The sequence below is a fragment of the Phreatobacter sp. genome, from assembly GCF_030691135.1.
Classification (GTDB): domain Bacteria; phylum Pseudomonadota; class Alphaproteobacteria; order Rhizobiales; family Phreatobacteraceae; genus Phreatobacter.
Genome location: NZ_JAUYFA010000079.1, coordinates 1 through 26,519, shown reverse-complemented (window position 1 = coordinate 26,519; position 26,519 = coordinate 1). Strand labels below are relative to the sequence as shown.

Annotated in this window: 21 protein-coding genes and 1 pseudogene; 4 read left to right on the top strand and 18 right to left on the bottom strand. The window is 65.3% G+C overall.

Features of this window, described 5'->3' with window-relative positions:
* Window positions 1–423: 423 nt before the first annotated feature.
* From Q8O26_RS14315 to Q8O26_RS14300, 4 genes are read right to left on the bottom strand one after another with little or no spacing between them, the layout of a single operon-like run.
* Window positions 424–2,148 carry an ABC transporter ATP-binding protein gene (locus Q8O26_RS14315; RefSeq protein ID WP_305576727.1) on the bottom strand — a complete coding sequence of 575 codons (1,725 nt, stop codon included), beginning with the start codon at window positions 2,146–2,148 and terminating at the stop codon, window positions 424–426.
* Window positions 2,145–2,975 (bottom strand): ABC transporter permease, encoded by an 831-nt coding sequence (locus tag Q8O26_RS14310; protein WP_305576725.1) that lies wholly within the window; start codon window positions 2,973–2,975, stop codon window positions 2,145–2,147. Before Q8O26_RS14310 ends, Q8O26_RS14315 begins: the two co-directional genes overlap by 4 nt.
* The gene (locus tag Q8O26_RS14305; protein ID WP_305576723.1) at window positions 2,972–3,964 is read right to left on the bottom strand and encodes an ABC transporter permease; all 993 of its coding nucleotides are present in this window, start codon (window positions 3,962–3,964) and stop codon (window positions 2,972–2,974) included. The genes Q8O26_RS14310 and Q8O26_RS14305 overlap by 4 nt, the downstream gene beginning before the upstream one ends.
* A gap of 59 nt (window positions 3,965–4,023) precedes the next feature.
* Window positions 4,024–5,574, bottom strand: coding sequence for an ABC transporter substrate-binding protein (locus Q8O26_RS14300; RefSeq protein WP_305576777.1), 1,551 nt, complete (start codon window positions 5,572–5,574; stop codon window positions 4,024–4,026).
* A gap of 228 nt (window positions 5,575–5,802) precedes the next feature.
* On the opposite strand from Q8O26_RS14300, the gene Q8O26_RS14295 reads away from it, so the two are divergent.
* Together Q8O26_RS14295 and Q8O26_RS14290 are read left to right on the top strand one after the other, a co-directional pair.
* On the top strand, window positions 5,803–6,735 hold the full coding sequence (locus Q8O26_RS14295; RefSeq protein ID WP_305576721.1) for a LysR substrate-binding domain-containing protein: 933 nt from the start codon (window positions 5,803–5,805) through the stop codon (window positions 6,733–6,735).
* Between the two features lie 80 nt (window positions 6,736–6,815).
* The gene (locus Q8O26_RS14290) at window positions 6,816–7,817 is read left to right on the top strand and encodes a D-cysteine desulfhydrase (protein WP_305576720.1); all 1,002 of its coding nucleotides are present in this window, start codon (window positions 6,816–6,818) and stop codon (window positions 7,815–7,817) included.
* A 209-nt stretch (window positions 7,818–8,026) separates the two neighbouring features.
* Here Q8O26_RS14290 and Q8O26_RS14285 read toward each other — a convergent pair whose 3' ends face one another.
* The 12 genes from Q8O26_RS14285 to Q8O26_RS14230 all read right to left on the bottom strand — a co-directional run bounded on the left by Q8O26_RS14285 (window position 8,027) and on the right by Q8O26_RS14230 (window position 22,858).
* Window positions 8,027–8,494 carry a DUF305 domain-containing protein gene (locus Q8O26_RS14285; RefSeq protein ID WP_305576718.1) on the bottom strand — a complete coding sequence of 156 codons (468 nt, stop codon included), beginning with the start codon at window positions 8,492–8,494 and terminating at the stop codon, window positions 8,027–8,029.
* 34 nt (window positions 8,495–8,528) lie between these two features.
* The gene (locus Q8O26_RS14280; RefSeq protein ID WP_305576716.1) at window positions 8,529–8,900 is read right to left on the bottom strand and encodes a hypothetical protein; all 372 of its coding nucleotides are present in this window, start codon (window positions 8,898–8,900) and stop codon (window positions 8,529–8,531) included.
* 20 nt (window positions 8,901–8,920) lie between these two features.
* Entirely contained in the window at window positions 8,921–12,058 is a 3,138-nt protein-coding gene (locus Q8O26_RS14275) for an efflux RND transporter permease subunit (RefSeq protein ID WP_305576713.1), read from the bottom strand.
* An 8-nt stretch (window positions 12,059–12,066) separates the two neighbouring features.
* On the bottom strand, window positions 12,067–13,767 hold the full coding sequence (locus tag Q8O26_RS14270) for an efflux RND transporter periplasmic adaptor subunit (protein ID WP_305576711.1): 1,701 nt from the start codon (window positions 13,765–13,767) through the stop codon (window positions 12,067–12,069).
* 58 nt (window positions 13,768–13,825) lie between these two features.
* Window positions 13,826–15,202 carry an ATP-binding protein gene (locus tag Q8O26_RS14265; RefSeq protein ID WP_305576709.1) on the bottom strand — a complete coding sequence of 459 codons (1,377 nt, stop codon included), beginning with the start codon at window positions 15,200–15,202 and terminating at the stop codon, window positions 13,826–13,828.
* Window positions 15,186–15,890, bottom strand: coding sequence for a response regulator (locus tag Q8O26_RS14260; protein WP_305576775.1), 705 nt, complete (start codon window positions 15,888–15,890; stop codon window positions 15,186–15,188). Before Q8O26_RS14260 ends, Q8O26_RS14265 begins: the two co-directional genes overlap by 17 nt.
* Before the next feature lie 135 nt (window positions 15,891–16,025).
* On the bottom strand, window positions 16,026–16,745 hold the full coding sequence (locus Q8O26_RS14255; protein ID WP_305576707.1) for an ABC transporter ATP-binding protein: 720 nt from the start codon (window positions 16,743–16,745) through the stop codon (window positions 16,026–16,028).
* A gap of 1 nt (window position 16,746) precedes the next feature.
* A complete protein-coding gene (locus Q8O26_RS14250) occupies window positions 16,747–17,880 on the bottom strand; it encodes an ABC transporter permease (RefSeq protein ID WP_305576706.1) in 1,134 nt (377 codons plus the stop codon).
* Complete coding sequence (locus Q8O26_RS14245) at window positions 17,877–18,959, bottom strand: efflux RND transporter periplasmic adaptor subunit (protein ID WP_305576704.1); 1,083 nt, start codon at window positions 18,957–18,959, stop codon at window positions 17,877–17,879. Before Q8O26_RS14245 ends, Q8O26_RS14250 begins: the two co-directional genes overlap by 4 nt.
* Before the next feature lie 129 nt (window positions 18,960–19,088).
* Entirely contained in the window at window positions 19,089–20,510 is a 1,422-nt protein-coding gene (locus Q8O26_RS14240) for a TAXI family TRAP transporter solute-binding subunit (RefSeq protein ID WP_305576702.1), read from the bottom strand.
* Between the two features lie 24 nt (window positions 20,511–20,534).
* Entirely contained in the window at window positions 20,535–20,882 is a 348-nt protein-coding gene (locus Q8O26_RS14235; RefSeq protein ID WP_305576700.1) for a hypothetical protein, read from the bottom strand.
* A gap of 404 nt (window positions 20,883–21,286) precedes the next feature.
* Window positions 21,287–22,858 carry an HD-GYP domain-containing protein gene (locus Q8O26_RS14230; RefSeq protein ID WP_305576698.1) on the bottom strand — a complete coding sequence of 524 codons (1,572 nt, stop codon included), beginning with the start codon at window positions 22,856–22,858 and terminating at the stop codon, window positions 21,287–21,289.
* Between the two features lie 299 nt (window positions 22,859–23,157).
* Here Q8O26_RS14230 and Q8O26_RS14225 point away from each other — a divergent pair, with 299 nt between their 5' ends.
* Window positions 23,158–23,985, top strand: coding sequence for a transglutaminase-like domain-containing protein (locus tag Q8O26_RS14225; protein WP_305576696.1), 828 nt, complete (start codon window positions 23,158–23,160; stop codon window positions 23,983–23,985).
* A 109-nt stretch (window positions 23,986–24,094) separates the two neighbouring features.
* Here Q8O26_RS14225 and Q8O26_RS14220 read toward each other — a convergent pair whose 3' ends face one another.
* Window positions 24,095–25,162 carry an ArsO family NAD(P)H-dependent flavin-containing monooxygenase gene (locus tag Q8O26_RS14220; protein ID WP_305576694.1) on the bottom strand — a complete coding sequence of 356 codons (1,068 nt, stop codon included), beginning with the start codon at window positions 25,160–25,162 and terminating at the stop codon, window positions 24,095–24,097.
* Window positions 25,163–25,363: 201 nt separating this feature from the next.
* Between Q8O26_RS14220 and Q8O26_RS14215 the strand changes: the two are divergent.
* A pseudogene (locus tag Q8O26_RS14215) lies at window positions 25,364–25,600 on the top strand (IS3 family transposase); the annotation flags it as partial.
* A 158-nt stretch (window positions 25,601–25,758) separates the two neighbouring features.
* Here Q8O26_RS14215 and Q8O26_RS14210 read toward each other — a convergent pair.
* Window positions 25,759–26,519: HD-GYP domain-containing protein (locus tag Q8O26_RS14210; RefSeq protein ID WP_305576692.1), on the bottom strand; the 761-nt coding region annotated here is incomplete at its 5' end.

The following is a 26,519-nucleotide window of genomic DNA, read 5'->3' as shown; positions in this document are numbered from 1 at the left end:
GGCTAAATAAATTTAACTATATGATAGATTATATTTTTGAAGTGACTTGTCTAATCGATCATCGGTGCCTCGGCAAAACGCCAAGGGCTCTTTTTTTCCTCAAAACCAGCCTTCATGTGGGGGCCCGTCATTTGGGCCAGCATCATTTGGCACTGGAACTGCACTATTTGCCGCTCGGACTACAACAATGCAGAGCAATTTCCGAGACGTGGTGCAACGCGTGTTCACCGTGGCCAGCGCCTTCTCCGCCGTTCGAAGACCGCTCAATGACCGCCGCCGGTTACACCACGCTTCGTGACGCGACCTCAGGACGCGACGCTCTGCTTCTCACCTTTGCCGAACATGTGGGCGGCGGACATCCAGGCTGATGACGGCTGTCATGTCGTCAAGCACCACAGGCGCGAGAGCCGGCCAGTGCACAGGTCACGTGATGGTCTGAGGCTGATCGCGCCGCCCCGTCAGCTGCCAGTTCCGGCCGGGTACGGAAGAGAGCAATGTCCGCGTGTACTCATGCTGGGGATTGGCGAAGATGTCGGCCGTCATGCCCCGCTCGACGATCGCTCCGCTTTTCAGCACCACGATCTCCTCACACACATGGGCGGCAACGCGCAGATCGTGGGTGATGAACAGCATCGTCAGGCCAAACTGACGCCTGAGGTCATCGAGCAGGTCGAGGACCTGCTTTTGAACTGAAACGTCGAGGGCGGAAACCGGCTCGTCGGCAATCAGGATGTCCGGCTTGACCGCCAATGCCCTGGCAATTCCGATGCGCTGCCGCTGGCCGCCCGAGAACTCATGCGGGTAGCGGTCGGCGGCCTTGGCCTCGAGCCCCACCAGTTCCAGCAGTTGCTGTGCCTGTGCCATCGCAGCATCCGGGCTTTGGCCCTGGAGAATGGCACCGCGGGCGATGATGTCGCCGACCCGCGTGCGTGGGTTGAGCGAGGCAAAGGGATCCTGAAACACCATCTGGACCCGCGATCGCAGCGGACGCCAGGCGCTGCGGCTCATGCCGACAATCTCGTTTCCGCCGACCAGGGCCGAACCGGCATCGGCCTGTTCGAGGCCGATGAGGCAGCGCGCCAGGGTGGACTTGCCCGACCCGGATTCCCCGACAAGAGCCACCGCACTGCCGCGACGGATGTCGAGATCGACCTTGTTGACCGCCTTCACCGCAGCACGCCGGCCTTGCCCCATCAGGGGGAGGAGCCGTGTCAGCCATGGCAGGCCGACACTTGGCCGACCAAAGGTCTTCTCGAGCCCGCGTACGGTCAGGATTGGCTCCGCAGGCAGATCCGCCGCGGGAACCGGGCGCTTGCGCGGCACCAGGCTCGGCACGGCATCGATCAGGGCCTTCGTATAGGGGTGTTGCGGCCTGTTCAGGACCTCGCCGACGGTCCCGTATTCCACCAGCTCGCCGAACCGCATGACGGCCACGCGGTCCGCGATCTCTGCCACCACGCCAAAATTGTGGGTGATGAACATCAGCGCTGTACCGTGCTTCGTCTGCAGGTCCTTGAGCAGGGTCAGGACCTGGGCTTCGGTGGTGACATCCAGCGCGGTCGTCGGTTCGTCGGCGACGATGAGTTTGGGCTCGAGCACGAGGCTCATCGCGATCATCACGCGTTGGCGTTGGCCGCCCGACAGTTCATGCGGGTAGGCGTCGACAATAGACTTGGGATCCGGAAGCCGCACATCGTCGAAGGTTGCGATGACGCGCCGGCGACGCTCGGCCTTCCTCCAATCGGTATGAACTTCGAGGATCTCGTCGATCTGACGTCCCACCGTCATCAGCGGATTGAGGGACACCATGGGTTCCTGGAAAACCATGGCAATCTGTCCGCCACGGATCTGGCGCATGCGACGCGCTTCGGCCTGGGCCAGATCCTCGCCATCGAGCAAGATCTGGCCGCTGGCGATCCGCAATTGCGGCTCGGGCAGGATTCGGAGAATCGACCGCGCCATCACGGATTTCCCGGAGCCGGATTCGCCGACGACGCAGAGCGTTTCTCCCCGGCCGACCGTCAACGACAAGGACTTCACGGCCAGGGGCCGGTCCGCCCAGGGCGGCAGAGCAACGGACAGATCGCGGATTTCCAGGACAGGATCGGTGGCGCCAGCCACCGGTGCTTCAATGAAGGATCCCGTCATAGCGTGCGCAGCCTCGGGTTGAGGGCGTCATTCAGGCCTTCACCCACCAGATTGATGCTGAGCACCGTCAGCAGGATCGCAATGCCGGGAATGGCGACAAGCCACCACGAGTCGCGCAGGAAGCTCCGCCCTGCCCCGATCATGAAGCCCCAGCTCATGAAATTGGGGGCGCCCAGGCCCAGAAAAGAGAGAGCGGATTCGGTCAGGATGGCCGTCGCAACCAGAAGGGAACCGGTGACGATCAGCGGCGAGAGGGCGTTGGGGAGGATCTGCCGGAACAGGATGACGCCATCGCGCTCTCCCAGCGTGATGGCCGCCTGAATGAACTCCCGTGAACGCAGCGACATGACCTCCGCGCGCACGATGCGCGCGATCGGCGGCCAACTGACAGTCGCGATCGCCACGACGACGCTGGTGGTCGAGGGAGAGAGAACCGCGACCAGCAGGATGGCGAAGATGAAGGAGGGGATCGTCTGGAAAAACTCGGTGAGGCGCATCAGCAGGTTGTCGACGCGCCCGGCATAGAAGCCGGACAAGGCTCCGAGCAGTCCACCGAAGGCGACGGCCGCCAGCGTCGCGATGACCGCGATGAGCAGGGTCGTGCGTGCGCCATGAACGAGACCAGACCAGACACTTCGGCCGAGCGAATCCGTCCCGAACACGAAGCCGTCGAGCGGACGCACGAAGGGACGGCCGGAAATCGCGAAGGGGTCGAGCGGCGCAATCAACGGCGCCGCAAGGGCGCCGATCACGACGAGCACCAGCCAGATCGACCCCAGCAGGACGCGTGGATTCCCGAGGAAGCGCGTCCAGAACGACGTACTCATGACTGTCCTCCGACCCGGATCCGGGGATCAAGGAGGACGTAGATCACGTCGACAATGATGTTCACGATCACAACGAGGCAGGCGGAGAGGAAGAAGATCCCCAGGAGCAGGTTGAAGTCGCGGGCGAACAGCGACTGGTAGGCAAGCTGACCAAGGCCAGGCCAGGCGAACACCGTTTCAACGACGACCGAACCGCCCAGCAGGGCACCGACCTGAACACCGGCCATCGTGACCACCGGAAGCAGGGCGTTTCGCAAGACGTGGCGCAGGGTAATAGCGCGTTCAGTGAGGCCCTTCGCCCGCGCCGTGGTGGCATATTCGGCGCCCCTTTGCTCAAGCACCGTCGCCCGCATCAGCCGCGTGTAGAGCGCGAGGTAAAACAGCGACAGCGTGATGGTCGGCAGGACAAGGTGATGCGCAATGTCGACCACGCGCGCCCAGCCTTCATGGAACGCAACCACATCCTCCATGCCCGAGGTCGGGAACCAGTTGAGGCGAATGGAAAAGACCAGGATCAGCATGAGCCCGATCCAGAAGAGCGGCGTGGCATAGGCGATGACGGCGGCGATGGAGATCAGATGATCGCGCCAGGTCCGGACACCGAGCGCGGCGACCACGCCGAGGATCACGCCACCGCCGACAGAGATGACGAGCGTCGCCCCCATGAGGAGCAGGGTTGGCCAGAGACGGCCAAGGATCAGCTCCAGCACCGGGGCATTGTTGCGAAACGAGAACCCCAGATCCAGCAAGACGATGTTCTTGAGGTAGAGCCCGAGCTGGACCAGTACCGGCTTGTCGAGGCCAAAACGGGCGCGCAGCTGCTCGACATATTCCGGCGGCGCGCCTCCGGCCTCGCCTGCGAGAACCGTGGCGGCATCGCCCGGTGCCAGCTGCAGCAGCAGGAAATTCAGCACCACAACGCCAAGCACGACGGGGATGGCCTGAAGCAGTCGGGTCAGGATGAACCGAACCAGTCGCATTCCCCGCATGGTGAGCCTCTCCCGCCCCTGCGGCGCCTCGTAAGGCGCCGCCTTGCGTTTCCTGGTGCCTATTCGCGCCAGGCACGGTCAAACGACGAGAAGAGACCGAGCGGGCTGACGATCACGTCGCGGAACCGCCTGTCCAGCACCGTGGCGAAGCTGATTTCGTGCGTCCAGGCGAGCGGGGCGGCGGCGACGACGATCCTCTGGACCTCCGCATAGAGTTCGGCCCGCTTCTTCGGATCGGTTTCGATCGTTGCCCGGTCCATGAGTTCATCGGCCCGCGGATCGCTCCAGCGCACACCATTCACGAACACGGTACCCGGCCGGATGAAGCGCGAATGGAAGGCCCTGTGCACCCCGAGGACCGGGTCAGCCAGATTGAACAGATGGTTGGAGGAAACCTCGTAGTCGTAATCGGTATAGATGCGCTTCAACCAGGTCGCGACATCTTCGTAGCGCAGGTTCGCCTTGATCCCGATGCGGGCCAGGGCCTGCTGGGTATACTCGCCGAACCGCCGCCATTCCTCGCCGTAAGGCGTGATGTCGTGGGTGATCTCGAACCGGAAGCCATCGGCCCTGCGCGGGAAGCCCGCCTCATCGAGCAGCCTGTTCGCACGCTCGATGCCGTCGGGCACGTTGTAATTCGTCACATCGGCGCTGTAGAGGCCGGTCGGCGCGAAGTTCGAGCTGATCGGACCATTGGTCGGCTTGCCGAATCCGAACCAGATATTGTCGATGACGAATTTGCGGTCGATCGCATAGGAGATCGCCTGCCGGACCTTGACGTTGTCGAAAGGCGCTCGGCGGGTGTTGAACATCAGTTCAACAACCGGTGACAGCATTTCGTAGCCCCGCGTGACGATCTGGATGTTGGGGAGCGCCTCAAGCTTTTTCACGTCGTTGTAGGGCACGGCCCCGAAGCCGGCGATATGTGCCTCGCCCCTTTCGAGCGCGGCAGCGCGGGTGCCCGTGTCGCCGATGAAACGCACCACGATCCGGTCGAGATAGGGCAGACCCGGTTTCCAGTAATCCGCATTGCGGTCGAGACGGACGAACTCGCCGCGGCGCCATTCGACGAACTTGAACGGACCCGTACCGATGGGCCTGTTGGCGTTCTGGTGGGTGCGGATGTCGCCCTGGCTGAAGACATGTTTCGGCAGGATCGGCGATTCATAGCCCGAGAGCGCCGCCATCATGTAGGGAGCGGGCCGGTTCAGGCGAAACACCACGGTCTGGGCGTCGGGCGTGTCGATCGCCGTGACTTCGGCGAAGGTGTTGATCCCGCGCGGATGGACCTTCTTCAGCACCTCCATGAAGGTGAACTGGACGTCGGCGCTGGTCATGGGTTGACCATCGTGGAATTTCACGCCCGATCGCAGCCGGAATGTCACCGTCTTGCCGTCGTCCGATACCGTCCAGGACTCGGCAAGGCTCGGGATCGGCTTCAGGTCGAAGTCATATTCGAGAAGGCCGTCATAGATCTTGGATGCAACCTGGCCGACGGGATTGGCGGTCGAGATGTAGGATCCCAGTGAGGGTGGCTCGGGCTGCGTGATCTGAACCAGCGTGCCGCCTCGCCTCTGGGCGAGAGCCGGCTCACTGGCCAGGCTGAACACGGTCAAGCCAATCCCGGCAATGAGAGCAAGACGTCTGACAAGGCGCATCACAATCCTCCTAGCGAACCTGAACGCCCGCCAAAACAACGGGACAGTTATCCTGAGGCTGCAAGCTTGCGGCAGGCTCCTGGATCCTGCCATTGCTCATTTTCGATACGTTATGCACGATGCGCATGACGGGAAGCGGGCGGCGAGCCTTCGCCGCACCCGGAGAATGGCGAGGACCACATGGAAATTGGCTGGCTGGAGGATTTCATCAGCCTCGCTTCGAGCGGTAATTTCTCGCGGTCGGCGGAGGAGCGGAACATCAGCCAATCTGCCTTCAGCCGGCGCATTCGCGCCCTCGAGCATTGGCTGGGCACGGACCTGATCGATCGCTCCCGTTTTCCGACAACGCTGACGCCGGCGGGACATTCCTTCTATCAGACCGCCCTCGACGTGGTTCGTGTCCTGCAGCGGGAGCGGGCGGAATTCCGTGGCCTGGTCAAGCGGGATGCCCGAACGATCCGGATCTGCGCGACCCATACCCTCGCAATCCATTTCGCTCCGACCTGGATCGCGGCCCTGCGCCAGGCTGAAGGCGCGGGCGAACTCAATGTGAAAATGATGACCGCGGACCTTCATGATTGCGGCCAGGCCTTGATGGAAGGTGCCTGCGATCTGGTTCTGGCCTTCAACACCAGCACAGTTCCCTCGATGTTCGGAATGCCGCGGTTCGAGGCGGCAAACATTGGCGGGGATGTTGTCACCCCGGTTTCGGCCATCGGCGGCGACGGAGCGGCGCGCCATACAATCGATGCGGCGATCGATGAGCCCTTTCCGCTTCTGGCCTATTCCAACAATTCCTATCTGGGTCGCCTCGTGGGATCTGCCCTGGAGACCTGGGACCTGATCCGACGGGCGCGTCCATCCTTCGAGAGCTCACTGGTCGAGGCGCTCAAGGGTATGGCCTTGGCCGGGGAAGGGGTCGCGTGGCTGCCGCGATCGGCTATCGCCTCGGAACTGGCATCAGGGCGGATAGCTCTTTGCGCGCCTCACGGCGAATATGACCTGCCCGTCGAGATCAGGGCCTACCGGCGGGCAGAGCGAGAACGCTCGGTGGTCGAGCATGTCTGGCGCGCGATCACCGACCTGCCTAAGGATCATGCATTTTCTGCATAAGCCTTGTGCAATCGGAATTTCTAATGGGGAGGTCGCGGCGCTAGCCTCGGCGAATTGCATTTCCAACAGGGTGGCTCCCGATGCTCCTCCAACCTTTCCCGCGTGTCAGCCTGTCGCATGCGCCCACCCCGTTGGAGCCGCTCGACCGGCTGCGGCAGGCGATTGGTGGTCCTCGTCTCTGGATCAAGCGCGACGATTGCACGGGTCTGGCGCAGGGGGGCAACAAGGCCCGCAAGCTTGAATTCCTCGTGGCCGATGCGCTCGCGAAGGGGTGCGACCTGCTGATCACGCCAGGCGCGGTGCAATCGAACCATGTGCGCATGACCGCGGCCGCAGCCGCGCGGTTCGGCTTGCAGTGCCATGCCGTCCTCGAACGGCGCGTGACAGACACCGACACGGACTACGAAGAGAACGGCAATATCCTGCTCGATGAACTGTTCGGTTGCTCTCGCAGTTATGTGGCCGGCGGCAGCGATGTTGCCGCCGCTTGCGCGGCGGCGGCGGACGATTTTAGGGCAAAGGGCGCCAAGCCCTATGTCATTCCCGGTGGTGGCTCGAACCCGATCGGCGCTCTCGGCTATGTGGCCTGCGCGATGGAACTGATGGCCCAGGCGAACCACCTCGGAGTCAACGTGACGCGCCTCGTCCACGGGACGGGCAGTTCCGGTACCCAAGCCGGCCTTGTTGCCGGCTTTGCGGCCATGAGAAGTCCCATTGCGGTTTACGGCGTTTCGGTTCGCCACCCGCGCCAGAAGCAGGAAGAGATCGTCTTTGATCTCGCCTGCCGCACGGCCGATCATCTCGGGCAAAGTGGCGTGGTCAAACGCGAGCATGTCTTCGCGGATGATGGCCATGTTGGCCCCGGCTATGGCCTGCCGACCCCAGGCATGGTGGACGCGCTGACTTTGGTGGCGCGAACGGAAGGAATCCTGCTGGATCCGGTCTACAGCGGCAAGGCGATGGCCGGAATGATCGATGCGATCCGCAAGGGCAAGTTTGGCGACAACGAGGACGTCGTCTTTCTGCATACAGGCGGCTCGACAGCACTCTTCGGCTACAAGCACCTTTTCATGAAGGCATAGTCTGCAGGCGCGGTCCGCGGGCTTCCTTCAATTCAACGACCGTATCTCTTGAATGAACCACCGGGGGTATGCCGGAGGCAGGTTGGCTGCAGCGATGCGCCAGTTGCAGCCTTGACCAGAAACGGCTGTCAGACCCCTCGGCTGCCGCCGACAGGTCGTCGGCGACGGGCTTACGGCGGCAGGGTCGTGCCCCTTGGCCATCCACCGCGTCAATTGTGGCCATGCCTCGTCAGCCATCCCCGCATCTCGGCGATCTCACGCTCCTGCTCGCGGATGATGTCGGCCGCCCATTTGCGGACCTGTTCGTCCTTGCCGTGCTCAAGCACGACCTTCGCCATGTCGATGGCCCCCTGGTGATGGGGAATCATGCCGCGGACGAAATCCGCGTCGGCATTGCCGGTGAAGCGGATGTCCATATCGCGGTGCATCCGGTCGTTGGCGGCCCTGAAAGCGGCGACGGACGGGTGCTCGCCGGCAGTGGGCCCGGTCGTGGCGCCGCCGTGCTGGTGAGGGGCCGACGGAGCGGCGCCACTGCTCTGATGGCCCTGACCTGACGATCCCTGGCCATGATGGCCGTGGCCATGATGACCATGACCGTGTTGCTGGGCAGGAGCGATGACGATGGTGGCGAGGAGCAGGGTGCCGGCAAGACCCACAGCAGAGATACGGGATGACATGTCGCTATCCTTTCGGGAGATGATGCCTGATGGCCTAGAAGCGCGCCTGAGCCGTCGCGCCCTGCGGCGAGGTGATCTGCACCGCGCCGCGAACGCCGGCGGGTACGGGAACCGGCGCCGTTCCGACCAAGCGTGATCCGCCGGCCGGCTGAAGTGCAAAGCGTATGGTCTGCCCGTTCACGACGAGAATGGCGTTGGCACGGAACCCTTCCGCCGGGATGGGCTTGTCGGTGGCGTCGCTCATGTGAACGACCACTTCGGTCGTGCCCTTCGCCACCAGTTCGGCATGGTACTGGCTTCCTGCATCCACCAGCTTGCCGCCGTTGGGGCCCTGGCGGGCCTCATGGGCAACAGCGGCACTGGCGGTCAAGGACAGGGCAAGGAAGAGGGCGGTCCAGTTGGGCATCGGATTGTCTCCTCGAGGGTCTAGTAGGCCTCAGCGGGCTTCGTTGCAGTGCCAGCCTCGTCGCGACCGGTGCGCGCGTCAGCGACGAGACGCTCCAAGGACGCGCGGCCGTAGCGCAGGAACAGGGTCGGCGTCAGGACCGTGTCGAGCAGGGTGGCGCTGACGAGACCGCCGAAGATGGTGACGGCCACGGGATGCAGGATCTCCTTGCCCGGCGCGGTCGGGTCGATCATCAGCGGGATCAGCGCGACACCGGCGGAGAGCGCCGTCATCAACACGGGCGTGAGCCGTTCGAGGCTGCCGCGGACGATCAGGTCGCGGCCGAAGGGCATGCCCTCATGGATCGCCAGGTTGATCGTGTGGCTGATCTTCAGGATGCCGTTCCGCGTCGCGATGCCGGTCAGGGTGATGAAGCCGATCATCGAGGCCACAGACAGCGGCTGGCCGGCGATCCACAGGGCCACCACCGAACCGATCAGGGCCAGCGGCACGCTGGTCATGATGATGGCAACGAAAACCACCGAGCGGTAGCGCGCGAAGAGAATGGCGAAGATCATCGCGAAGGAGACCAGCGAGAGCAGGCCGATGGTCCTCATCGAGTCTTCCTGCGCCTGGAACGTTCCTTCCAGACTGGCGAAGAAGCCGGGGGGCAGGGTCGTCGCGGCGATGACCTCGCGCACCTTCGCGATCACTGCGGCCATGTCGGCACCGCCGTCGGCATTGGCGAGGACCACCACCCGGCGACGGCCGTTCTCACGCAGGATCTGGTTCGGACCGTCGGTCTCCACGACATCGGCGAACTGGCGGACCGGGACCCAGCCCGCGGGCGTCTGGATCAGCAGGTCGGCGATGCCTTGCGTGGTGCGCTGGACGTCGTCGAGCCGAAGCACCACGTCGAAGCGGCGGTTGCCGTCGACGATGCGCGACACGACGCGGCCGTTGGAGAGGCGCTCGAGCTGTTCCGTAACGGCGGCCGGCTGGATTCCGTAGAGCGCCGCACGGCGGTAGTCGACGATGACCTCGAGCTGGGGCACGCGCACCTGCCGCTCGACCTGGAGATCGACGATGCCGGGGATCGCTGCCAGTTTCTGCCTCATCGCCTCGGCCAGCGCGCGCAGGGTGTCGAGGTCCTCCCCAAAGATCTTCAGGGCGATCTGCGCGCGCACGCCTGAGAGCATGTGATCGAGCCGATGGGAGATCGGCTGCCCGATATTGGTCGCCACCGGCAAGACGGCGAGCCGGGAGCGTATGTCCGCGATGATCACGTCCTTCGGCCGGCCAGGTTTCAGGGCGACCTCGACCTCCGACGCATGAACGCCCTCGGCATGCTCGTCGAGTTCGGCGCGGCCGGTGCGCCGCCCCACCCGTTCGACCTCCGGAACCTCCAGGATCAGGCGCTCGGCGATGAGACCGACACGGTGGCTTTCGGCCAGCGATATGCCGGGGTTGAACAGCATGTTGATGGTCAGCGTGCCCTCGTTGAAGGGCGGCAGGAACGCGCGCGGCAACTGGGCCGCCAGTGCGCCGGCGCCGACGACCCCCACGAGGACGGTCGCCATCAGCAGGCGTGGTCGGCCGAAGGCCAGCGTGAGCAGCGCCTCGTTGCCGGCCTTCAACCGGCGGATCAGCCAGCTCTCGCGTGCGTCGAGCCGGCGCATGCCCGGCAGAAGATAGTAGGCCATGACCGGCGTCAGCGTGACCGCGACGATCAGGCTCGAGAGGATCGAGATGATGTAGGCCAGACCGAGTGGTGCGAAGAGCCGCCCCTCGATGCCGGTCAGGGCGAAAAGCGGCACGAAGACCAGAACGATGACCATGGTCGCGTAGACGATGCCCGAGCGGACCTCCTGGCTCGCCGCAACGACCACGGTGAAGGCGGAGCGGGGATCTCCGGCCTCGCGGTTCTCGCGAAGCCGCCGCAGGATGTTCTCGACGTCGACGACCGCGTCATCCACGAGTTCGCCGATGGCGATGGCGAGGCCCCCGAGCGTCATGGTGTTGATCGACAGACCCATCACCTGGAACACGATGGCCGTCATCAGGATGGAGACGGGGATGGCAGTGAGCGAGATGATGGTCGTCCGCACGTTGAGGAGGAAGACGAAAAGGACGATGGCGACGACGACGATGGCCTCGACGAGCACCTTCATGACGTTGTCGATGGAGGTCTGGATGAAGGTGGCCTGGCGGAACAGGACCTGGTCGGCCCGGATGCCGCTCGGCAGGGTCGCGGTGATCTCGCGCAGCGCCTGCTCGATGGTCGCGGTGAGGCGGATGGTGTCGATGCCCGGCTGCTTCTCGATCGACACGATGACGGCGGGCCGCCCCTGATAGCCGCCCTCGCCCCGTTTCATCCTCGCGGCATAGCCGACCTCGGCGACCTGGCCGAGGAGCACTGGCTGGCCGGAGACGCTCGCCACCACGACGCCGCGCAGGTCCTCGAGGCTGCGGCTGCGCCCGATGTTGCGGATGAGGAACTCGCGGCCATACTGATCGGCGAAGCCCCCGCCCGTATTGGTCCCGAACTGGGCGAGAGCGCGCTCGACCTGTTCGAGGCCGACGCCGAAAGCGCGCATGGCGGCGGAATTCGGCGACACACGGAACTGCCGCACCTCTCCGCCGATGGGGATCACCTGAGCGATGCCGGGAATGGCGAGGAGCCGTGGCCGGATGGTGAAGTCGGCGAGCTCCCGGAGGTCCATCGGCGCGACGGTGTCGGGCCCGGTCACCGCCACCAGCATGATCTGGCCCATGATCGAGTTGATCGGGCCCATCTGGGGCACGACGCCCGCAGGCAATTGCGGCTGGATCAGTGACAGCCTCTCGGCGATCTGCTGGCGGTTGCGGAAGATATCCGTGCCCCAGTCGAATTCGACATAGATGATGGACAGGCCGATCCCGGAGGTGGAGCGCACGCGCGACACACCCGGCAAGCCGTTCATCTGCGTCTCGATCGGATAGGTGACGAGCTGCTCGACTTCGGGGGGCGCGAGACCGTCCGCCTCCGTCATGATCGTGACCGTCGGGCGGTTGAGGTCCGGGAAGACGTCAACGGGGAGACGTGACGCGGTGATCGCGCCGTAGATCACCAGCATGGCCGCGACGGCGAGGACGAAGAGCCGGTTCTTCAGGGACTGGGTGACGAGGGCGTTGAACATGGTGCGCCCTACCGGACCTGGTTCAGGAGTTCGGCGCCCTGCACAACGATGCGCCGGCCCGGTTCGATCCCGGAGATCGCGAGAACATGGTTGCCGTCGAGTGGCTCGACACGGATCTCCATCGGCACGAAGCGTTCGGCGTTCGCATGGGCATAGACGATGGACTGGCCGTTGGCGCCGCGCACGACGGCGGTGCGTGGAAGAGCGATGCCACGACGTTCCGCGGTGGAGCGCGCGAGAACGGTGAGCAACTGGCCGGGGCGCAGGGCGCCCGCCTTCCCCTCGATGCTGAACTGAATGGGGACGGCCTGGTTGCGGTCGGCGAGGCCACTGCCGCGGTAGACGAGACTGAGCGCACCACCATCCGCCAGTCGGCCGGAGGCCTCGGCGGCGAGCGCGCGCACTTCGAAGGACAGCGCCTCCACCCAGAGGGAGTCGGGATCGATGATGAGATAGATCGCCGTGACGGGATCGGCGATCTGCCCGGCGATCGCCTGAACCGAGGCGACGACGCCGCTGACGGGGGCGACGAGGCGCTCCGGTTCACGCGGCGCCCGGTCGAGATTGGCGCGGCGCAGGCGAAGTCCCGCCAGTTCCAGTTCCGCATCCTCGATCTGCGCCCGCGCCACCACGGACTGGATCTGCCTGAGCCGTTCCAGGCGACGCTCGCCGAGGGCCATCTGCTGTTCGAGTTCGCGTGCCTGCAGTTGCTGCGCCGTGGAGTCGGCGGAGTTGATCGCCGGCTGGACCAGCGCCAGGAGATCGCCGGCGGCGACGCGTGCTCCAAGGCGCGGGAAGCCGCCGGGAGGCGGAACGAGGCGACCGGCGACGGAGGCCTGGACATAGCCGGCGCGGTTCGGGTCGGGAATGACGCGACCGGGCAGTTCGACACTGCGCGCATAGGTGCGCACTTCGGTGAAGAGCGTGCGGATGCCGAGAATCCTCTGCGTCGACTTCGGTACAAAGAGCGCGCCGTCAGGGAAGCGCTGGGCGATGTCGCGCGCCGCCACGGCGGCCGCAGATCCCGGCGCGGCGACAGGCAGAGGGGCGGCCAGGCCGCTGTCCGAGGCCGCCAGAGCAAGGGCCAGGGCGGCAGCGGCAGTCGCGGGGCGGCGGCGCAGCAGAAGCGCCACGAGGAAGCCGGCAGCGAAAGCGGCGGCCAGGGCGCCGTAGATCGTCATGCCTCCGTCCGCGATGCGGGTGCGCAGGTCCGCCGCGAGCGCACTGTCGATGATGGCGCCCCAGCGCCCCGCCGCCACCGGCGGCGCGGCGATCGGCGCGGGGATGACGAGCGACGCGGTGAGGATGTCGACCATTCCCCGCGCCTGGACGGTGATCGCGAGCGCGTAGTCGCCGGGCTGCTCTAGCCAGGGCGCCGCAACGCCATAACCCCCCGCACCGTCCGGCTCGGCCTTGACCGTGCCCTGCGGCCCGTCGATCTCGATGGTGGCGTCGTGCACGGGCTCGTTGCCGCGGAACGTATCGAGAAAGATCTGCAGCCGGCCGTCGCGGGCGACCAGGACGATCTCGAAATCCTCGGACGAGGCATCGGCGCGCGGCGCGATGGTGGTGGAGACGGGCGGCGGCGGTGCGCCGTGGTCGTGGCCCTCGTGGGCGATCGAAGGCGCGGCAAGGAGCATGACGACAAGGGATGCGACGGCCAGGATCAGGGCCAGGAGGATGGTGCGGGGCGTCACGGAAGCTTTCATGACGACCCCCCTACGCGCGGAGCCACCACCTCGCATGACGCGACAGTTACAGATTGTATCAGGAGACCGGGCCACCCTCGGGCAGGACGATGGTGACGGCGAGGCCGCCTTCCGACCTCTGCAGAAGGCTCAACGTGCCACCGTGGCCCTCGATGATCGCCTTGGCGATGGGAAGGCCGAGGCCGAACCCGCCAGTGCTCTGGTTGCGCGAGGGCTCGAGACGCACGAAGGGCGACATGGCCCTGTCGACATCGGCCGGCGCAATGCCGGGTCCATCGTCGAGGATCGACACGACGAAGCGGTCGCCGTCCCGGTGCACCGCGACGTCGACGGTCCCGGCATATTTGACGGCATTTTCGACCAGATTTCCGAGGGCGCGTTTCAGTGCGAGGTGCCTCCCGGCCATGACGGCGGAAGGCAAGCCGCCGAGGCCGATGGGGCGACCGCGATCCGCGAAGTCGTCGGTGATGGTCTGGAGGATCGCGACGACATCGACGCTGCGCATCTCCTCTTCGGCGCGGTCGCCGCGAAGATAGGCGAGCGTCTGGTCGATCATCCTCTCCATGTCGTCGAGATCGGCGGCGATGGCCGCCCGCGTACCGGAATCGGCGATGTCCTCGACCCTGAAGCGCAACCGGGTGATCGGCGTCTTGAGGTCATGGGAAACGGCAGCGAGGGCCTGGGTCCGGTCATCGATCAACGAGGCGATCCGCCGCTGCATGTCGTTGAAGGCGGCGGCGAGGTCACGCACCTCGCGGGGACCCGTCTCGGGCAGAGGCGTCACCGATTTCGTGCGGTAAAAGCCCTTGGCGGCCTCGGCGAAGGCGGACATCGGCCGGGTCAGCCAGCCGACGAGCAAGATCGACACGACGAGCGCGCCGAATGCCATGAGCGAAGTGGAGAGCAGGGCTCCATGCGCATGCGTGGACCGGATCGGTGGTGCGACGAGACCGATGTTCACCCAGCTCTGGTCCGGCAGGCGTATCGAGATCAAAGCCAGGTGCGGATCATCGGCGCCGCGGCGGTTGGCGCCGATGACGAGACCTTCCTCGGCAAGCTCGGGCAGAACCTCGCGCAGCCTCTGGCCGAGGCTCTCCCACCGCGCGGCGTCGGGGCCCCCGGCCACGGCATGTTCCGCCCGGCTCCAGTGGGCGTCGACGGTTCCCCCCGACATGTCGTGCGCGACCGCCTCGCGCTCCTCCGGCGGGACGCGCATCACCGCCCGCTTGATGGCGAGGAGGCGGTCGGCCAGACGCGCATCGCTGGACAGGGCGACCTCGCGGTCGAGGCTGATTTGGTAGGTCCAGAGGCTGACGACATGCACGATGCCAATGCCCAGGAGCACGACGAACACGGTCCTGGCCGTCAGGCTGTCGAAGCGCGCCAGCAGGCGGCCAAGCAGGGATGGCGGCGGGGGATCAGAAACGGGCGACATCGGACGTGAACATGTAGCCGGCACCGCGGACAGTCTTGATGAGGTCGAGCGGACCGCCGATCTTGCGGCGGAGGCGACTGACCTGGACGTCGATGGTGCGATCGAAGGCCTCGGCGATGCGGTTGCGCGCGGCGTCCAGCAGGAAATCGCGGGACAGGACACGCTGCGGCGCTTCGAGGAAGGCGACGAGGAGATCGTACTCGCCGGTCGAGAGGTCGACGACGACGCCGGAGGGATTGCTCAGCTCCCGCTTCAGGGTGTCGACGCGCCATCCGTCGAAGATGAAGCCACGTCCCGCACGGCCCGCAGGTGCCGCCTGCCCGCGCGAGCGGCGCAGCACGGCATTGACGCGCGCGAGCAGTTCCCTGGGATTGAAAGGCTTCGGCAGGTAGTCGTCGGCGCCCACCTCCAGCCCGATGATGCGGTCGATATCGTCGCCCTTGGCGGTCAGCATCACCACCGGGACGGAGGAGGTACGGCGCAGATCGCGGCACAGGTCGAGACCGTTGGTGCCCGGAAGCATCAGGTCGAGGACGACGAGGTCGACCGGCGTCCGGCCGAGGGCCTCGGTCATTTCGACGCCGTTGCGCGCGGTGTGAACGCGAAAGCCATGGCCCCGCAGAAACTTGGCGACGAGCACGAGGATCTCGCCGTCGTCATCGACGACGAGGATAGACGGGCAGTCCATGACCGAGCCGGCGGGCGCATCCACGAAAGGCAAATCCTGTGATCGCTCACGGCAAAATACCGGCGCAACATATCGCGGGCGTCTCAACACTGTAACAGAAGATCACCGAAGGGTCGGCAGCCCGTCAGCCACTGGTCAGCGCGACTGTTCGGCGAGCGCGACCTGGTGCGGACTGTCGTCGAGCCGTCCGTCCCGCAGCGAGATGAGCCGATCGAACCGGGAGAAGATCTTCTCGTCATGGGTCACCGTGACGATCGCCGCCTCGTTCTCCACGGCGACCCGGCGGAGGAGGTCCATGACGATCCGCGCCCGGTCGGAATCCAGGGCTGCCGTCGGTTCGTCCGCGAGGATGATCCGCGGGTGGTTTGCGAGTGCTCGCGCGATGGCCACCCTTTGGGCCTCGCCACCCGACAGAACGGATGGCATGGCGTTGCGCCGTTGGGCGACCTCCAGATAGTCGAGCAGTTCATCGGCACGCGCCGTGGCTGCCGCCCGGCTCCGGTCGGCCAGGAGGAGAACCAGCGCCACGTTCTCGACCACGGACAGGAACGGCAACAGGTTGTGGGACTGAAAGATGAAGCCGATGCGCTCAAGACGCATCCGCCTGAGGTCACGCGTCTTCCAACCGCCGTCGTAGATCGTCTCGCCGCCGAGCACGACCTGGCCCGATGACGGCTCCTGGATACAGCCGATGACGTTGAGAAGCGTGGTTTTGCCCGACCCGCTCGGCCCCTTGAGGCCGACCACCTCCCCCGCCATGACGTCGAGCGACACGTCGCGCAGGGCATCGACGCGAGCCGGACCCTCGCCGAAATGTTTGGATACGGCACGAACCGACACCAGAGGCTGGTTCATGTCACCCTCCCAGAGCCTTGGCCGCATCGACTTTCAAGGCGAGGCGGACACCGAGGCTGCTCGCGACGAGGCAAACGGTGAGGACGATCAGGGCGAGAATGCCGACATCGGTCGGTTCGATCACCACGCGGCGCGGAAAATGGTCCTTGATGGCAAGGATAAGCAAGACGCCAAAGGCGAAGCCGATGACGCCCATGGCGATGGCCTGCTGGACGATGAGGCCGACGATGACCCGGTCGGGTGCGCCGATGAGCTTGAGGGTCGCGATCTCGCGCAGCTTGTCGATCGTCAGCGTGTAGATGATCAGCGCAATGATGACGGCTGAAACGACCAGCAGGATCGAGGTGAAGAGCCCGATCTGCCGCCGCGCCATCTCCACCACCGATCGGGTGAGGATGGCCTCCTGTTCCACCTGATCGAGCGCGTTCAGATGTTTCCACCGACGCATGGTCTCGGCGACGATCGTGCCGGAGGCATTGGGGATCAGCGTGGCGACGACGGCATTGACGATGTCGGAGGATCCCGGTGTGGCGCCACGCGCCTGCTCGCGCCTCTGTGCGGCAGGCGCCAGGTCGAACTGCAGCCTCTGGGCGTCCCGCAGCGTCACATAGACCACCGGATCGCCGCCGGACGCCACCTGGCCGGTGGTCAGTCCGACGATGCGGAACTGGCTTCGCCCCATGCTCACGACATCGCCGAGGGTGAGGCCGCTGCGCTTGTCGGCGATCATCTCGAAGCGCGGCCGGGTGATCTGGCGTCCCTCCGCCAGCACCCGCGGGCCGCCCGGGCGACCGGGCTCGAAACCGATCACGTAAAGCCGCAACGGATTTGCCCGGTGTCGCGCCTCCACCGACTGGTAGGTGACCGAGCCTGCGGCCTCGACACCGGCAATGCGCGCGACGGCCTCGCGGGTATCGCCGGGAATGCGGGAGGCCTCGGCGAAGGGGCCGCGGCTCTTCGCTTCGACGACCCAGAGCGCCGCCGCCGGCGCCCGGGCAATGCCGAGCGCGTCGGCCACGAGACCACGATAGATGCCGATCATCGACAGGACCACGCCGAGGAGCAGGCTGAGCCCCAGGCAGGTCAGGAGGAAGCGGCCGGCATTGTGCCGGATGTCGCGAAGAGCCAGATTCATCGCCGCACGCCCGCGGTCGCAGCCCGGCCTTCAACCATGCGCGGGTGTCGCTCGACGACGATGCGTTCCCCCGTCGGGAGATCCAGCACCTCGTGGCGACCATCGAGCGTTCTGCGTCCGAAGCCGAGTTCGCGGCGGACGAGTTTTCCGTCGGCGATGATCCAGACGGAGCCACGGCCATGCGTCAGTCCGTCGATCGCGACTTCAGGCACGAGGGTCACCCGCTCCATCTCGCCGGTGCGGATGACGACTTCCGCCTGCTCACCGAGAACGTAACCGTTGGCCGGACAGTTCTCGCAGGTCACATAGACGCGCCGCTCCTCGTTGACCCGATCGGCCTCGAGGCCGATCCGCACGACACGTCCCGAAAATTCCCGCCCGGGCTGCGATCGCAGGCGCACCTTGGCGGACTGCCCGAGTGCGATGGCCCCGGTCCGGGCCTCGTCGAGATAGGCGAGGATCCAGTAGGTCGCGGGATCGACGAGCGTGAAGATGGTTTCGCCCGCGCCGGCTACAGCGCCGAGTTCCTTGGCCCGCGCAATGACCACACCGGCAAAGGGCGCCCGCAGCTCATGCTGGCTGAGGACCGCGTCTTCCAGGGCATGCTGGGCCTTGGCATCCTCGAGCCTCGCACGCGCTGCGACGACTTCCGCCTCGCCGACCGTCAGATCCGCCTTCGCGGTGGCTTCCGTGAGTTGCGCCTCTTCAGCCTGTTCGACGGAGATGGTGCCGCGGGCAAGCAACGCCTGGCGCCGCTGGTTGGTTTGCTGGCGTTGGGCATGGACGACGCCGCTGCGGCTGGCCGCCGCCTGTGCCACCAGAACCGCCGCCTCGGCGCTGGCGACGCCTGAGCTGGACTTCATCGTCCGCGCCCGCTGTTCGCGGCTGTCGATGCGGGCGAGAACGGCCCCTGTGGCGACGACATCACCATGATCGGCAGCGAGATCGACGAGGGTTCCGGCCTGCTTGAACCCGAAGCGCGCGACGACATGCGCCTCGACTGTTCCCAACCCGAAAAGCTCGACCGGCACACTCTGCACTTCTCTGGCAACCGCGAGTTCCAGGGGCTGGAGCCGCATGGTCCAGACCCAGCCCCCGAGGCCACAGGCCGCCACCAACAAGGCTGCCAGCCATTTCGTTTTGTTCGACACGGGACGCCCCAACATGTATTCATCGATCGGAATGTGATCCTTCCAACGGTGGGAAGGTCAAGAGCCTTCGCGGACCGGTGTCGGCCCGGGACACGGCGGGCTGGCGGCAGGGATTGTCTCCACCGGCACAGACTGCGTCAGCACGGTGCGCCGCTGGCCGATCGCTGTTTCGAGCCTTTCGCTGAGGATGTCGAACGCCGGCTTCAGTTCGATATCGATGCGGCCCTCGAGCATGTTGCGCGACAGGATCGCGAGCAGTCCGTCCATCTCGATGACGAGGCCGTCGAGCTCTCCGGCGGTCGCGGCGTGGCGGGCCCGCTCGATCAGGCTCTCGAAGGCGTGGTGCTCCTCGTGAACGAGGAGGCGGCGGGTGGGAAACAGGGAGCGCCAGAGCCAGATGAGGCCGGAGAGGATACCGCTGAAGCCGAAAAGCAGGATGTAGATCAGCGTTTCGTAGCGCTCGAAGAAGCTTTTGGTCTCCCCGTCGTAATAGACGGCAGCGCCGGGATGGAGGGTGAAGGGCGAGCCGCGGTCCGTCGGCAAGGCCTCGATCCGTGCCGCGGCCGGAAACTGCGACATGAGCCCATGGCGAGTGTTGAAGAGCTGTTTGACGAACTCCTCCACAACGTCGTTGGGAAGGCCGCGCCGCGCGACAATGAGGGAGGGAAAGGCGAGCGTCGCCATGGCCTCGGCGGGCAGTGCCGGATTGGCCCCGAATTCTCCCGCGACGAGATCGACCGAGGAGAAGATCCTGTTGCGGGCCTGGAAGACGCTGCCTTCCGCCAGAGGAACGACGTCGATGCTGCGGTCCGGTGGGCAGGTCATCGAAGCAAGGGCCGCTCCGACGAGCTGGTCCCCCCGCGGCGGCGCCATGAAGAGCCCGTCGACCGGCTGAACCTTGGTCTGCGCCGCGATATCGCCCACATCGGTGAACGGGACGATGGTGACGCTGCTCGTGGGCAGTCCGTGATAGGCGGCGAGTGTCGCGAAGAGAGCCCGGTTGGCCGGCCCCCTGCCGAGGATGCCGATGCGGCGGCCCTTCAGATCGGCGAAGCCCCGGATCGAAGTTGCCTGCGCCGCAGCTTGTGGGGCGCCGCGGCGCGGAAGGGCGGGTTGCGCCGCCACCGGATTGCAGACGGCAAGCACAGCGATGTTCTGGTGAAGGTTGGCGACGGCAAGGCCGGTGGACGGCAGCCGGTAGTCGGCCCGGGCGATGGCGAGGTCGACGTCGCCGGCATCGATGGCTGCCGAGGATTCGGCAAGATTGGTCAGTGGCGCGAGGACGAGCCGAACGCGCTGCTTCTCCGCCTCGCTCACCTTGGCGAAGGTCGCGAAAAAATGCGCCGCTTCGCTGCCAGCCGGCGCCACCGCCATGCGAAGGACGATCGGAGACAGATAGACGTACCAATAAACGCCGACCGCGCCGACCAGGGCGGCGAGAATGATCGCGATGCCGAGGGTGGTGCGCCAGCCCTTCATCGCGGGATCCGCCTTTGTTGGCGCTCACTCATGGTTGAGCCGCAGCATGCCGACGACGCGGCTGTTATGGACGAGTTCGACGCGCAGTCCTGACCCGGCTTCCCAGTGATCGCCGATCCCGAGCGTCCGCGGGTCCACGTCCTCCCAGAGCGTACCCTGCTGTTCCCCGGCGATGATGATCGGCCAGCGCCTGACGCCGCGGCCGGTCGTCCATTCGCGGCCCTTGCTGGCCGTGTTCAGGAGGCGCCGCACCCGCTCCGCGACCGCGGTTGAATCGGCTACGCGTTCACCGGCGGCGGCAGCAGCCGTCATGACGGCACTCGACGCGAAGGCTATCAGAAACGTGCGGCGTGAAGACGATGCGACGGGCATGGACCGACCTCGGCAGGCGATCTGCGAACCCTACAGAGAAGCGACGCCACCACATTGATTTGGCGCATCGGACCGGTTCAGCCGCTGCGATCGCCACGCCAGAATTTTGCGTCGGCTTCGTTGGTGCTGCCCGTTCGGGCGGGGTCATGCTGAGCCCACGAGGCTTGCCCTTCAGCGTCAGAAGCCGTCGAACGCTTGCCGAGCGGGCGTCACAGGGTGTGAGGCCGGCTATGAGGGGTCCCGCAAGACCGGCGCGCTGTAATCGCGGTCAGCGTGGTTTCGGGGATCGAGACTTACGCAACGGCGAACTACCTCTCGCGCAGCAAGAGCCCGCCTGTGAAAAACACCGGCTGATCGCGCATTTCGACAACGAGCTTGGTGCCCTCTGTCGGCCTCAACCAAGCTCAATGAATGATCGAAAAATTTGCCTTCTCCGGTGCGCGGATTTGAGCTGCATCAGCCATCGTCTCGGACAGTCGGGCGATCACAGGCTCAACAACCAGAAACGCACTGACGATGTCCGGATCGAAATGCTTGCCTGCACCGTCGATGATGATCTGCCGCGCGGTGTTTCGATCGACAGCGGGCTTATAGACGCGCTGCGTACGCAGTGCGTCATAGACGTCGGCAACGGCCATTAGACGCGCAGATAGCGGAATGCTTTCTGCCTTCAAACCAAGAGGATAGCCCGAGCCATCGAATTTTTCATGGTGGCCTCCGACCATCTCTCGAGCCGTCAGAAGAAACGGCGATTCCCCGGCCTCGGCGATGATCGCGTCGATCACACGCACGCCCTCGCCGACATGCGTTTGCATCATGGCGAACTCTTCGTGCGTCAGTTTACCCGACTTCAGCAGGATGGCGTCGGGAATTGCCACCTTTCCGATGTCATGGAGTGGCGCTGCCGCGACACAGAGCTTGATTACCTCAGGCGTCAGGACCGCCAGATAATGTGGCTGCTTCGCCAGTTCGGCGGCAATCGTCTCCACATATTTCTGCGTCCTCGCCAGATGTTGGCCCGTTTCGTTGTCTCGTGTCCCGGCGAGACCAATCAGGCCGCGCAACATCGCGGCGTGGGCGATGATCCGTTGCTGCTCCGCCGTTTGAAGCGCGTCGAGCATCCAATTGACGCGCGTCGAAATCATCCCGATCTCGTCGCGCATCGCGATGCGCGCGCGGCGACTGGCGCCTCCGGACGTCATGCCACCGAGCGCGGAAAGCTGTTCAGCCAATGCAAGAGAAAATACCTGATGCGCACGCGACAACACGTAAGCCGAATAGGCACTAAAGCTGGCGAACAGCACGGCAAGCTCGATCGCCAGCGTCTGTCCGGTGTCTGGCCCGGGTTCGTCGAGCAGGCGGAGCATCAAGGCGCCCGCGATGGCAACAACAAGGGCAATCATCGACCCGAGCAGCCATGCCAATTGGGTGGCCAAAGACAGGCGTACGGTTTCGACCGGCTCTGAGAGACCGCCTTGCTTCAGGCGCTCGCGCGTGCCGAGAATGGCTTGGTCCAATGCCGCGAACAGGCCGAGCGCCAGGAACGATAAAGCCACCTTGACACCGTTCGTTACCGGCACACCGTGAACTTTGGTGTTGATCACCCCAATCAGGATGCCGCCAAGAGCAAAAGCCAGCAATTCGAGCGAGAATGCCCAATTCGGTGAACTAGCGGATCTTGTCGAGGGCGCGACGGAAACCGCAAGCCAGCGCATTGTCCATTGCATCAGGAGCACCGGCACCAGCGTCACCGCCCAGGTGATCAGGTCCAGGGCGCTGATGATGCTGCAGACATGATAGCCGTAGAGAGTGATGAACACGGCAGCAAGGCAATGATGCCCGGCCGAAAGTCGGGCAGCACCCGTCCTGAACTGCCCCATCGAATCACGCTCCAGATGATGGCAGATGCTATCGCGCGGAGAATAAACATTCGGTTTCAGCAGGTTTGGCGACGAGCAAAATCCGGCTTTCTGCATCGCTCCCACGGCGACTGGAGGCGCGCGTTACGCTGGATGGCGTGGCGGAGCCACGGGTCGTCCGAAGAGAAGGTCGGGTTGCGCACCGAACGTGGCTTGCGGTGACGTTGGCGTTGCAGGACGCAGGCGTCAGCCAGCGCTCCTCGGCAAAGGACCGATGATGCATGTCTGATGCCGCCAGCTGCGCCCTGCTTCCGTCATCGGCATGTCACGTCAGGCTGTCACCGGCCTCGATCGGGACCCTCGAGGCGCGCTGGGACCTCCTGTGAATTGACTGCGCATCCGCCCGGGAAGACACAATGGCCGTGATCAGGCTCACACTCGGACAGCCCGTCGACGAGGGCGCAGAAATCGTGCTGGCGATCCCGATCGGTACACCCGAGCAAGTTCTGCGCGACATCGACATCACAGGCTTCGATGTCCAGCACGCCCGGGCCCTGAACAGCGGCCAAGAGGTGGTGCGCCTGCGCCCGCGCGCCGGCGAACCGGGCGAAGTCAGGCTGGTCTTCGAGGAGCCTGGCACTGCCTTTCCGGACTGGACCTTCGCCCCGAACGGAGGGCCGCACGAAACGCCCTCCGCCGAACTCACGACGCTGATCGAAGACGTGGCGCCGTCAACCCTGCCCCCGCCGGAGCGGGTCGAGCACATCATCCGCCACATCGAGGAGCGGTTCACCTATGGCGTCCGCGACATCGGGCTTGCGGACGATCTGGAGGCCATGCCGCCCCTCACCTGCGGCGTGCACCTGGGAACCTGCATCGACACGCACAGCTACGGCGTGGCGGCCTTCCGCGCTGCGGGGATATCAGCGGCCTACGTCAGCGGCCTTTTTTTCGAAGAAGGGGCGCGGATCTCGATGCCGGGTCACTGCTGGATGGCGGTGCAGGCGGATGGTGCCCCCCATCATTGGGACGTTTCGCATTTCCTCAAGTACGGGCTTGGACCCACCCGTCCCGTGCTCAACCCGAAACCGGGCGTCCGCTACGCCATGGCGATCGGACGCAACATCGTGGTCGAAGGCGAGGAAGGCCCGGTCACCTTCGGCAGGCTGTCCGGTTTCAATGTGCTGTCTGGACCGGGGCGAGGCGATCACCTGCAAACCCGTGCTGAAATTTTGTCGTTCTAGGCGCTGCTAGGGTTACGCGTCTCCTCGCCACTCCGTGGCACGGCGGGATGACGCGGAGCCGGCGGCGCACCGGACGACGTCGTAGGCGCGACGGAACCCGACATAGGCTTCATTGGTTCGGCGTCGCCAGCCCCAGCGCCTCAAGCATCCTTGGAACCAGTTCCCGCGCCGTGCGACCTGCACCGATCAGCGTAGCCGAAGCCGCACCGGTCCAGTTTCCATAGCCCGCCAGCCATAGCAGCGGCTCTTTGACAGCCCGCTGATCAACGACCTCGACGCGGCCGTCGGGTTCGACGATGTCGAGCGACCGGAGATGCGCCGTCGCAGGCCGGAAGCCGGTGCACCATAGAACTGCATCAACTTCGGTCTCCGATCCGTCCTGCCAGACAACGCCGACGTTCGTAAAGCGGGCGAAGGGGCGAACGGACGTGAGCACGCCGCGGTCTCTGGCCTCCTTCACGGGTGGCACCACCACGATGTCGCCGAGCGTCGTCGTCGCGGCCCCGTCGAAGTCCCCTCGCACACGCGCGCTCGCGCGCGCGAAGAGGACGCGCCCGTCGACCTCGTCGGGCAGAAGGACAGGATCACTGATTGTGACCCAGATGGTCTCCGCGACCCTGCTGACCTCTGCGAGGATCTGAGCCCCGGAATTGCCGCCGCCGACGATCAGAACGCGTTTGCCTTCGAAAGGGTCCGGATTGCGGTAGTCAGCGGAGTGGACTTGAACACCGCCGAACAGGTCGCCGCCCGGGTAGGCGGGGATGAACGGCACGCCCCAGGTGCCGGTGGCACTGACCACGGCGCGGGCCGTGATGGTCCGGTGATCTTTCAGACGGACCACGAGCCTGTCACCGTCGCGCTCCACCGCTTCGACGAGGCAGGGCCGCTCGATCGGAAACTGGTAGCGCTGCTCGTAGCGCGTCAGATAGTCGACCACCTCGTTGCGGGTGGGAAACCCCTCCGTCTCGCTCGGAGGCATAGGCCAACCGGGAAGCCCGCTATAGCCGGCAGGCGAAAACAGGCGCAGCGAATCCCACGCATGAAGCCAGGCGCCGCCAGCGTGCTCGGCTGCGTCGAGGACGAGGAAGTCGATCGCGGCCCGCCGCAGGTAATAGGCGACCGCAAGGCCCGCCTGCCCCCCGCCGATGACGACGACATCATGATCGGCGTTGCTCATGCTGGAAACTTCTGAGGCTGATGGCGATGCCGGAAGGCCCGTCGGCTGACACACAGCCTTATCGGCGTTGGTCGCTATTGAACAGGGGGCGACCACATGCGTTCCGAAAAGGCAACAGAATGGGACCTTTGGCCGGATGACGCGAAACAAGGATTCCGAGGCCGGCATCGAGAGGGCCTATGGCGAGACACCGAGCGCGCGGCGGCGATGAGCCGCCGCGGCAAATGCCATGACAACGCAGTGGCGGAGAGCTTCTTCAATCTGCTCAAGCGTGAACGGATCCGCAAAAAGGTCTATCAGACAAGAGCCGAGGCACGGCAGGACGTGTTCGACTACATCGAGATGTTCTACAACCCCACGCGCAAACACGCTCGCAACGGGATGCTGTCGCCCGTCGAGTTCGAACGGCAGCACAAGACGCTAACCGAGGGCGTCTAGAAAACTAGGGGCTATTCAGGCCAAGCCTTTTGCAGACGCCGTGACAGGCTGATCATCGACCTCGATGACGGTCATCAGTGGCCTCACCCGGCCAAGGAGACTTGGCGTTCGACCGTCGCGCCGCAGGGGTGATGTGCCGCTCGGCCGCGACGTGTCGCTCAGACTCGCGTTGCCGCCACGATGTCGCAACGATCGGAGTGAATGGCGAGGATGTCCGGCCAGACTGCGATCATGGCATCGACGCATCGAGGATCGAAATGGCGGCCGCGCTCGGCGAGAATATAGGCGCGTGCCTGTTCGGTCGGCCATGCCGCCTTGTAGGGCCGCACCGAGGTGAGCGCATCGAAAACGTCGGCGAGCGCAGTGATCCGACCCGATATCGGAATGGCTTCTCCGGATAGGCGGAAGGGATAGCCGGAGCCATCATAGCGCTCGTGATGCGAGATGGCGATCTCGCCAGCGAGCCGGATGAGCTCCGACGACGAGCGCTCGAGGATTTCACCGCCCTGCTGGGCATGCTTCTCCATCTCACTCCGCTCATCCGGGGTGAGCGGCCCCGGTTTCAGGAGAATGGAATCGGGGACGCCGATCTTGCCGATGTCGTGCATGGGCGCGGCGATGCGCAACCGCTGGCAGAATTCGTCGTCCAGCCCCATGGCCCGTGCGATCTTCTCGGAATAGCGCGACATGCGCTCGAGATGCTCCCCGGTCTCGGGGTCGCGCAATTCGGCGGCGCGGGCGAGGCGCGCGACGATCTCGGCCTCGCGGCCCCGCGCCATAGCCAGGGCCTTCTCCACCTCGAGCGACAACCAGGCAGCCTGATCCCTCAGCTTGGTCTGCGCGTCGGCGAGGTGCATGAGGTTGCGGACACGCGCCTTGAACTCGGCGGGATCGATCGGCTTGAGGATGAAGTCGGTCG

Coding starts and splice junctions, on each gene's coding strand:
- Q8O26_RS14315 (WP_305576727.1), bottom strand. CDS start 2,148: ATGACGGGATCCTTCATTGAAGCACCGGTGGCTGGCGCCACCGATCCT.
- Q8O26_RS14310 (WP_305576725.1), bottom strand. CDS start 2,975: ATGAGTACGTCGTTCTGGACGCGCTTCCTCGGGAATCCACGCGTCCTG.
- Q8O26_RS14305 (WP_305576723.1), bottom strand. CDS start 3,964: ATGCGGGGAATGCGACTGGTTCGGTTCATCCTGACCCGACTGCTTCAG.
- Q8O26_RS14295 (WP_305576721.1), top strand. CDS start 5,803: ATGGAAATTGGCTGGCTGGAGGATTTCATCAGCCTCGCTTCGAGCGGT.
- Q8O26_RS14290 (WP_305576720.1), top strand. CDS start 6,816: ATGCTCCTCCAACCTTTCCCGCGTGTCAGCCTGTCGCATGCGCCCACC.
- Q8O26_RS14285 (WP_305576718.1), bottom strand. CDS start 8,494: ATGTCATCCCGTATCTCTGCTGTGGGTCTTGCCGGCACCCTGCTCCTC.
- Q8O26_RS14280 (WP_305576716.1), bottom strand. CDS start 8,900: ATGCCCAACTGGACCGCCCTCTTCCTTGCCCTGTCCTTGACCGCCAGT.
- Q8O26_RS14275 (WP_305576713.1), bottom strand. CDS start 12,058: ATGTTCAACGCCCTCGTCACCCAGTCCCTGAAGAACCGGCTCTTCGTC.
- Q8O26_RS14270 (WP_305576711.1), bottom strand. CDS start 13,767: ATGAAAGCTTCCGTGACGCCCCGCACCATCCTCCTGGCCCTGATCCTG.
- Q8O26_RS14265 (WP_305576709.1), bottom strand. CDS start 15,202: ATGTCGCCCGTTTCTGATCCCCCGCCGCCATCCCTGCTTGGCCGCCTG.
- Q8O26_RS14260 (WP_305576775.1), bottom strand. CDS start 15,890: ATGGACTGCCCGTCTATCCTCGTCGTCGATGACGACGGCGAGATCCTC.
- Q8O26_RS14255 (WP_305576707.1), bottom strand. CDS start 16,745: ATGAACCAGCCTCTGGTGTCGGTTCGTGCCGTATCCAAACATTTCGGC.
- Q8O26_RS14250 (WP_305576706.1), bottom strand. CDS start 17,880: ATGAATCTGGCTCTTCGCGACATCCGGCACAATGCCGGCCGCTTCCTC.
- Q8O26_RS14245 (WP_305576704.1), bottom strand. CDS start 18,959: ATGCGGCTCCAGCCCCTGGAACTCGCGGTTGCCAGAGAAGTGCAGAGT.
- Q8O26_RS14240 (WP_305576702.1), bottom strand. CDS start 20,510: ATGAAGGGCTGGCGCACCACCCTCGGCATCGCGATCATTCTCGCCGCC.
- Q8O26_RS14235 (WP_305576700.1), bottom strand. CDS start 20,882: ATGCCCGTCGCATCGTCTTCACGCCGCACGTTTCTGATAGCCTTCGCG.
- Q8O26_RS14230 (WP_305576698.1), bottom strand. CDS start 22,858: ATGCAGAAAGCCGGATTTTGCTCGTCGCCAAACCTGCTGAAACCGAAT.
- Q8O26_RS14225 (WP_305576696.1), top strand. CDS start 23,158: ATGGCCGTGATCAGGCTCACACTCGGACAGCCCGTCGACGAGGGCGCA.
- Q8O26_RS14220 (WP_305576694.1), bottom strand. CDS start 25,162: ATGAGCAACGCCGATCATGATGTCGTCGTCATCGGCGGGGGGCAGGCG.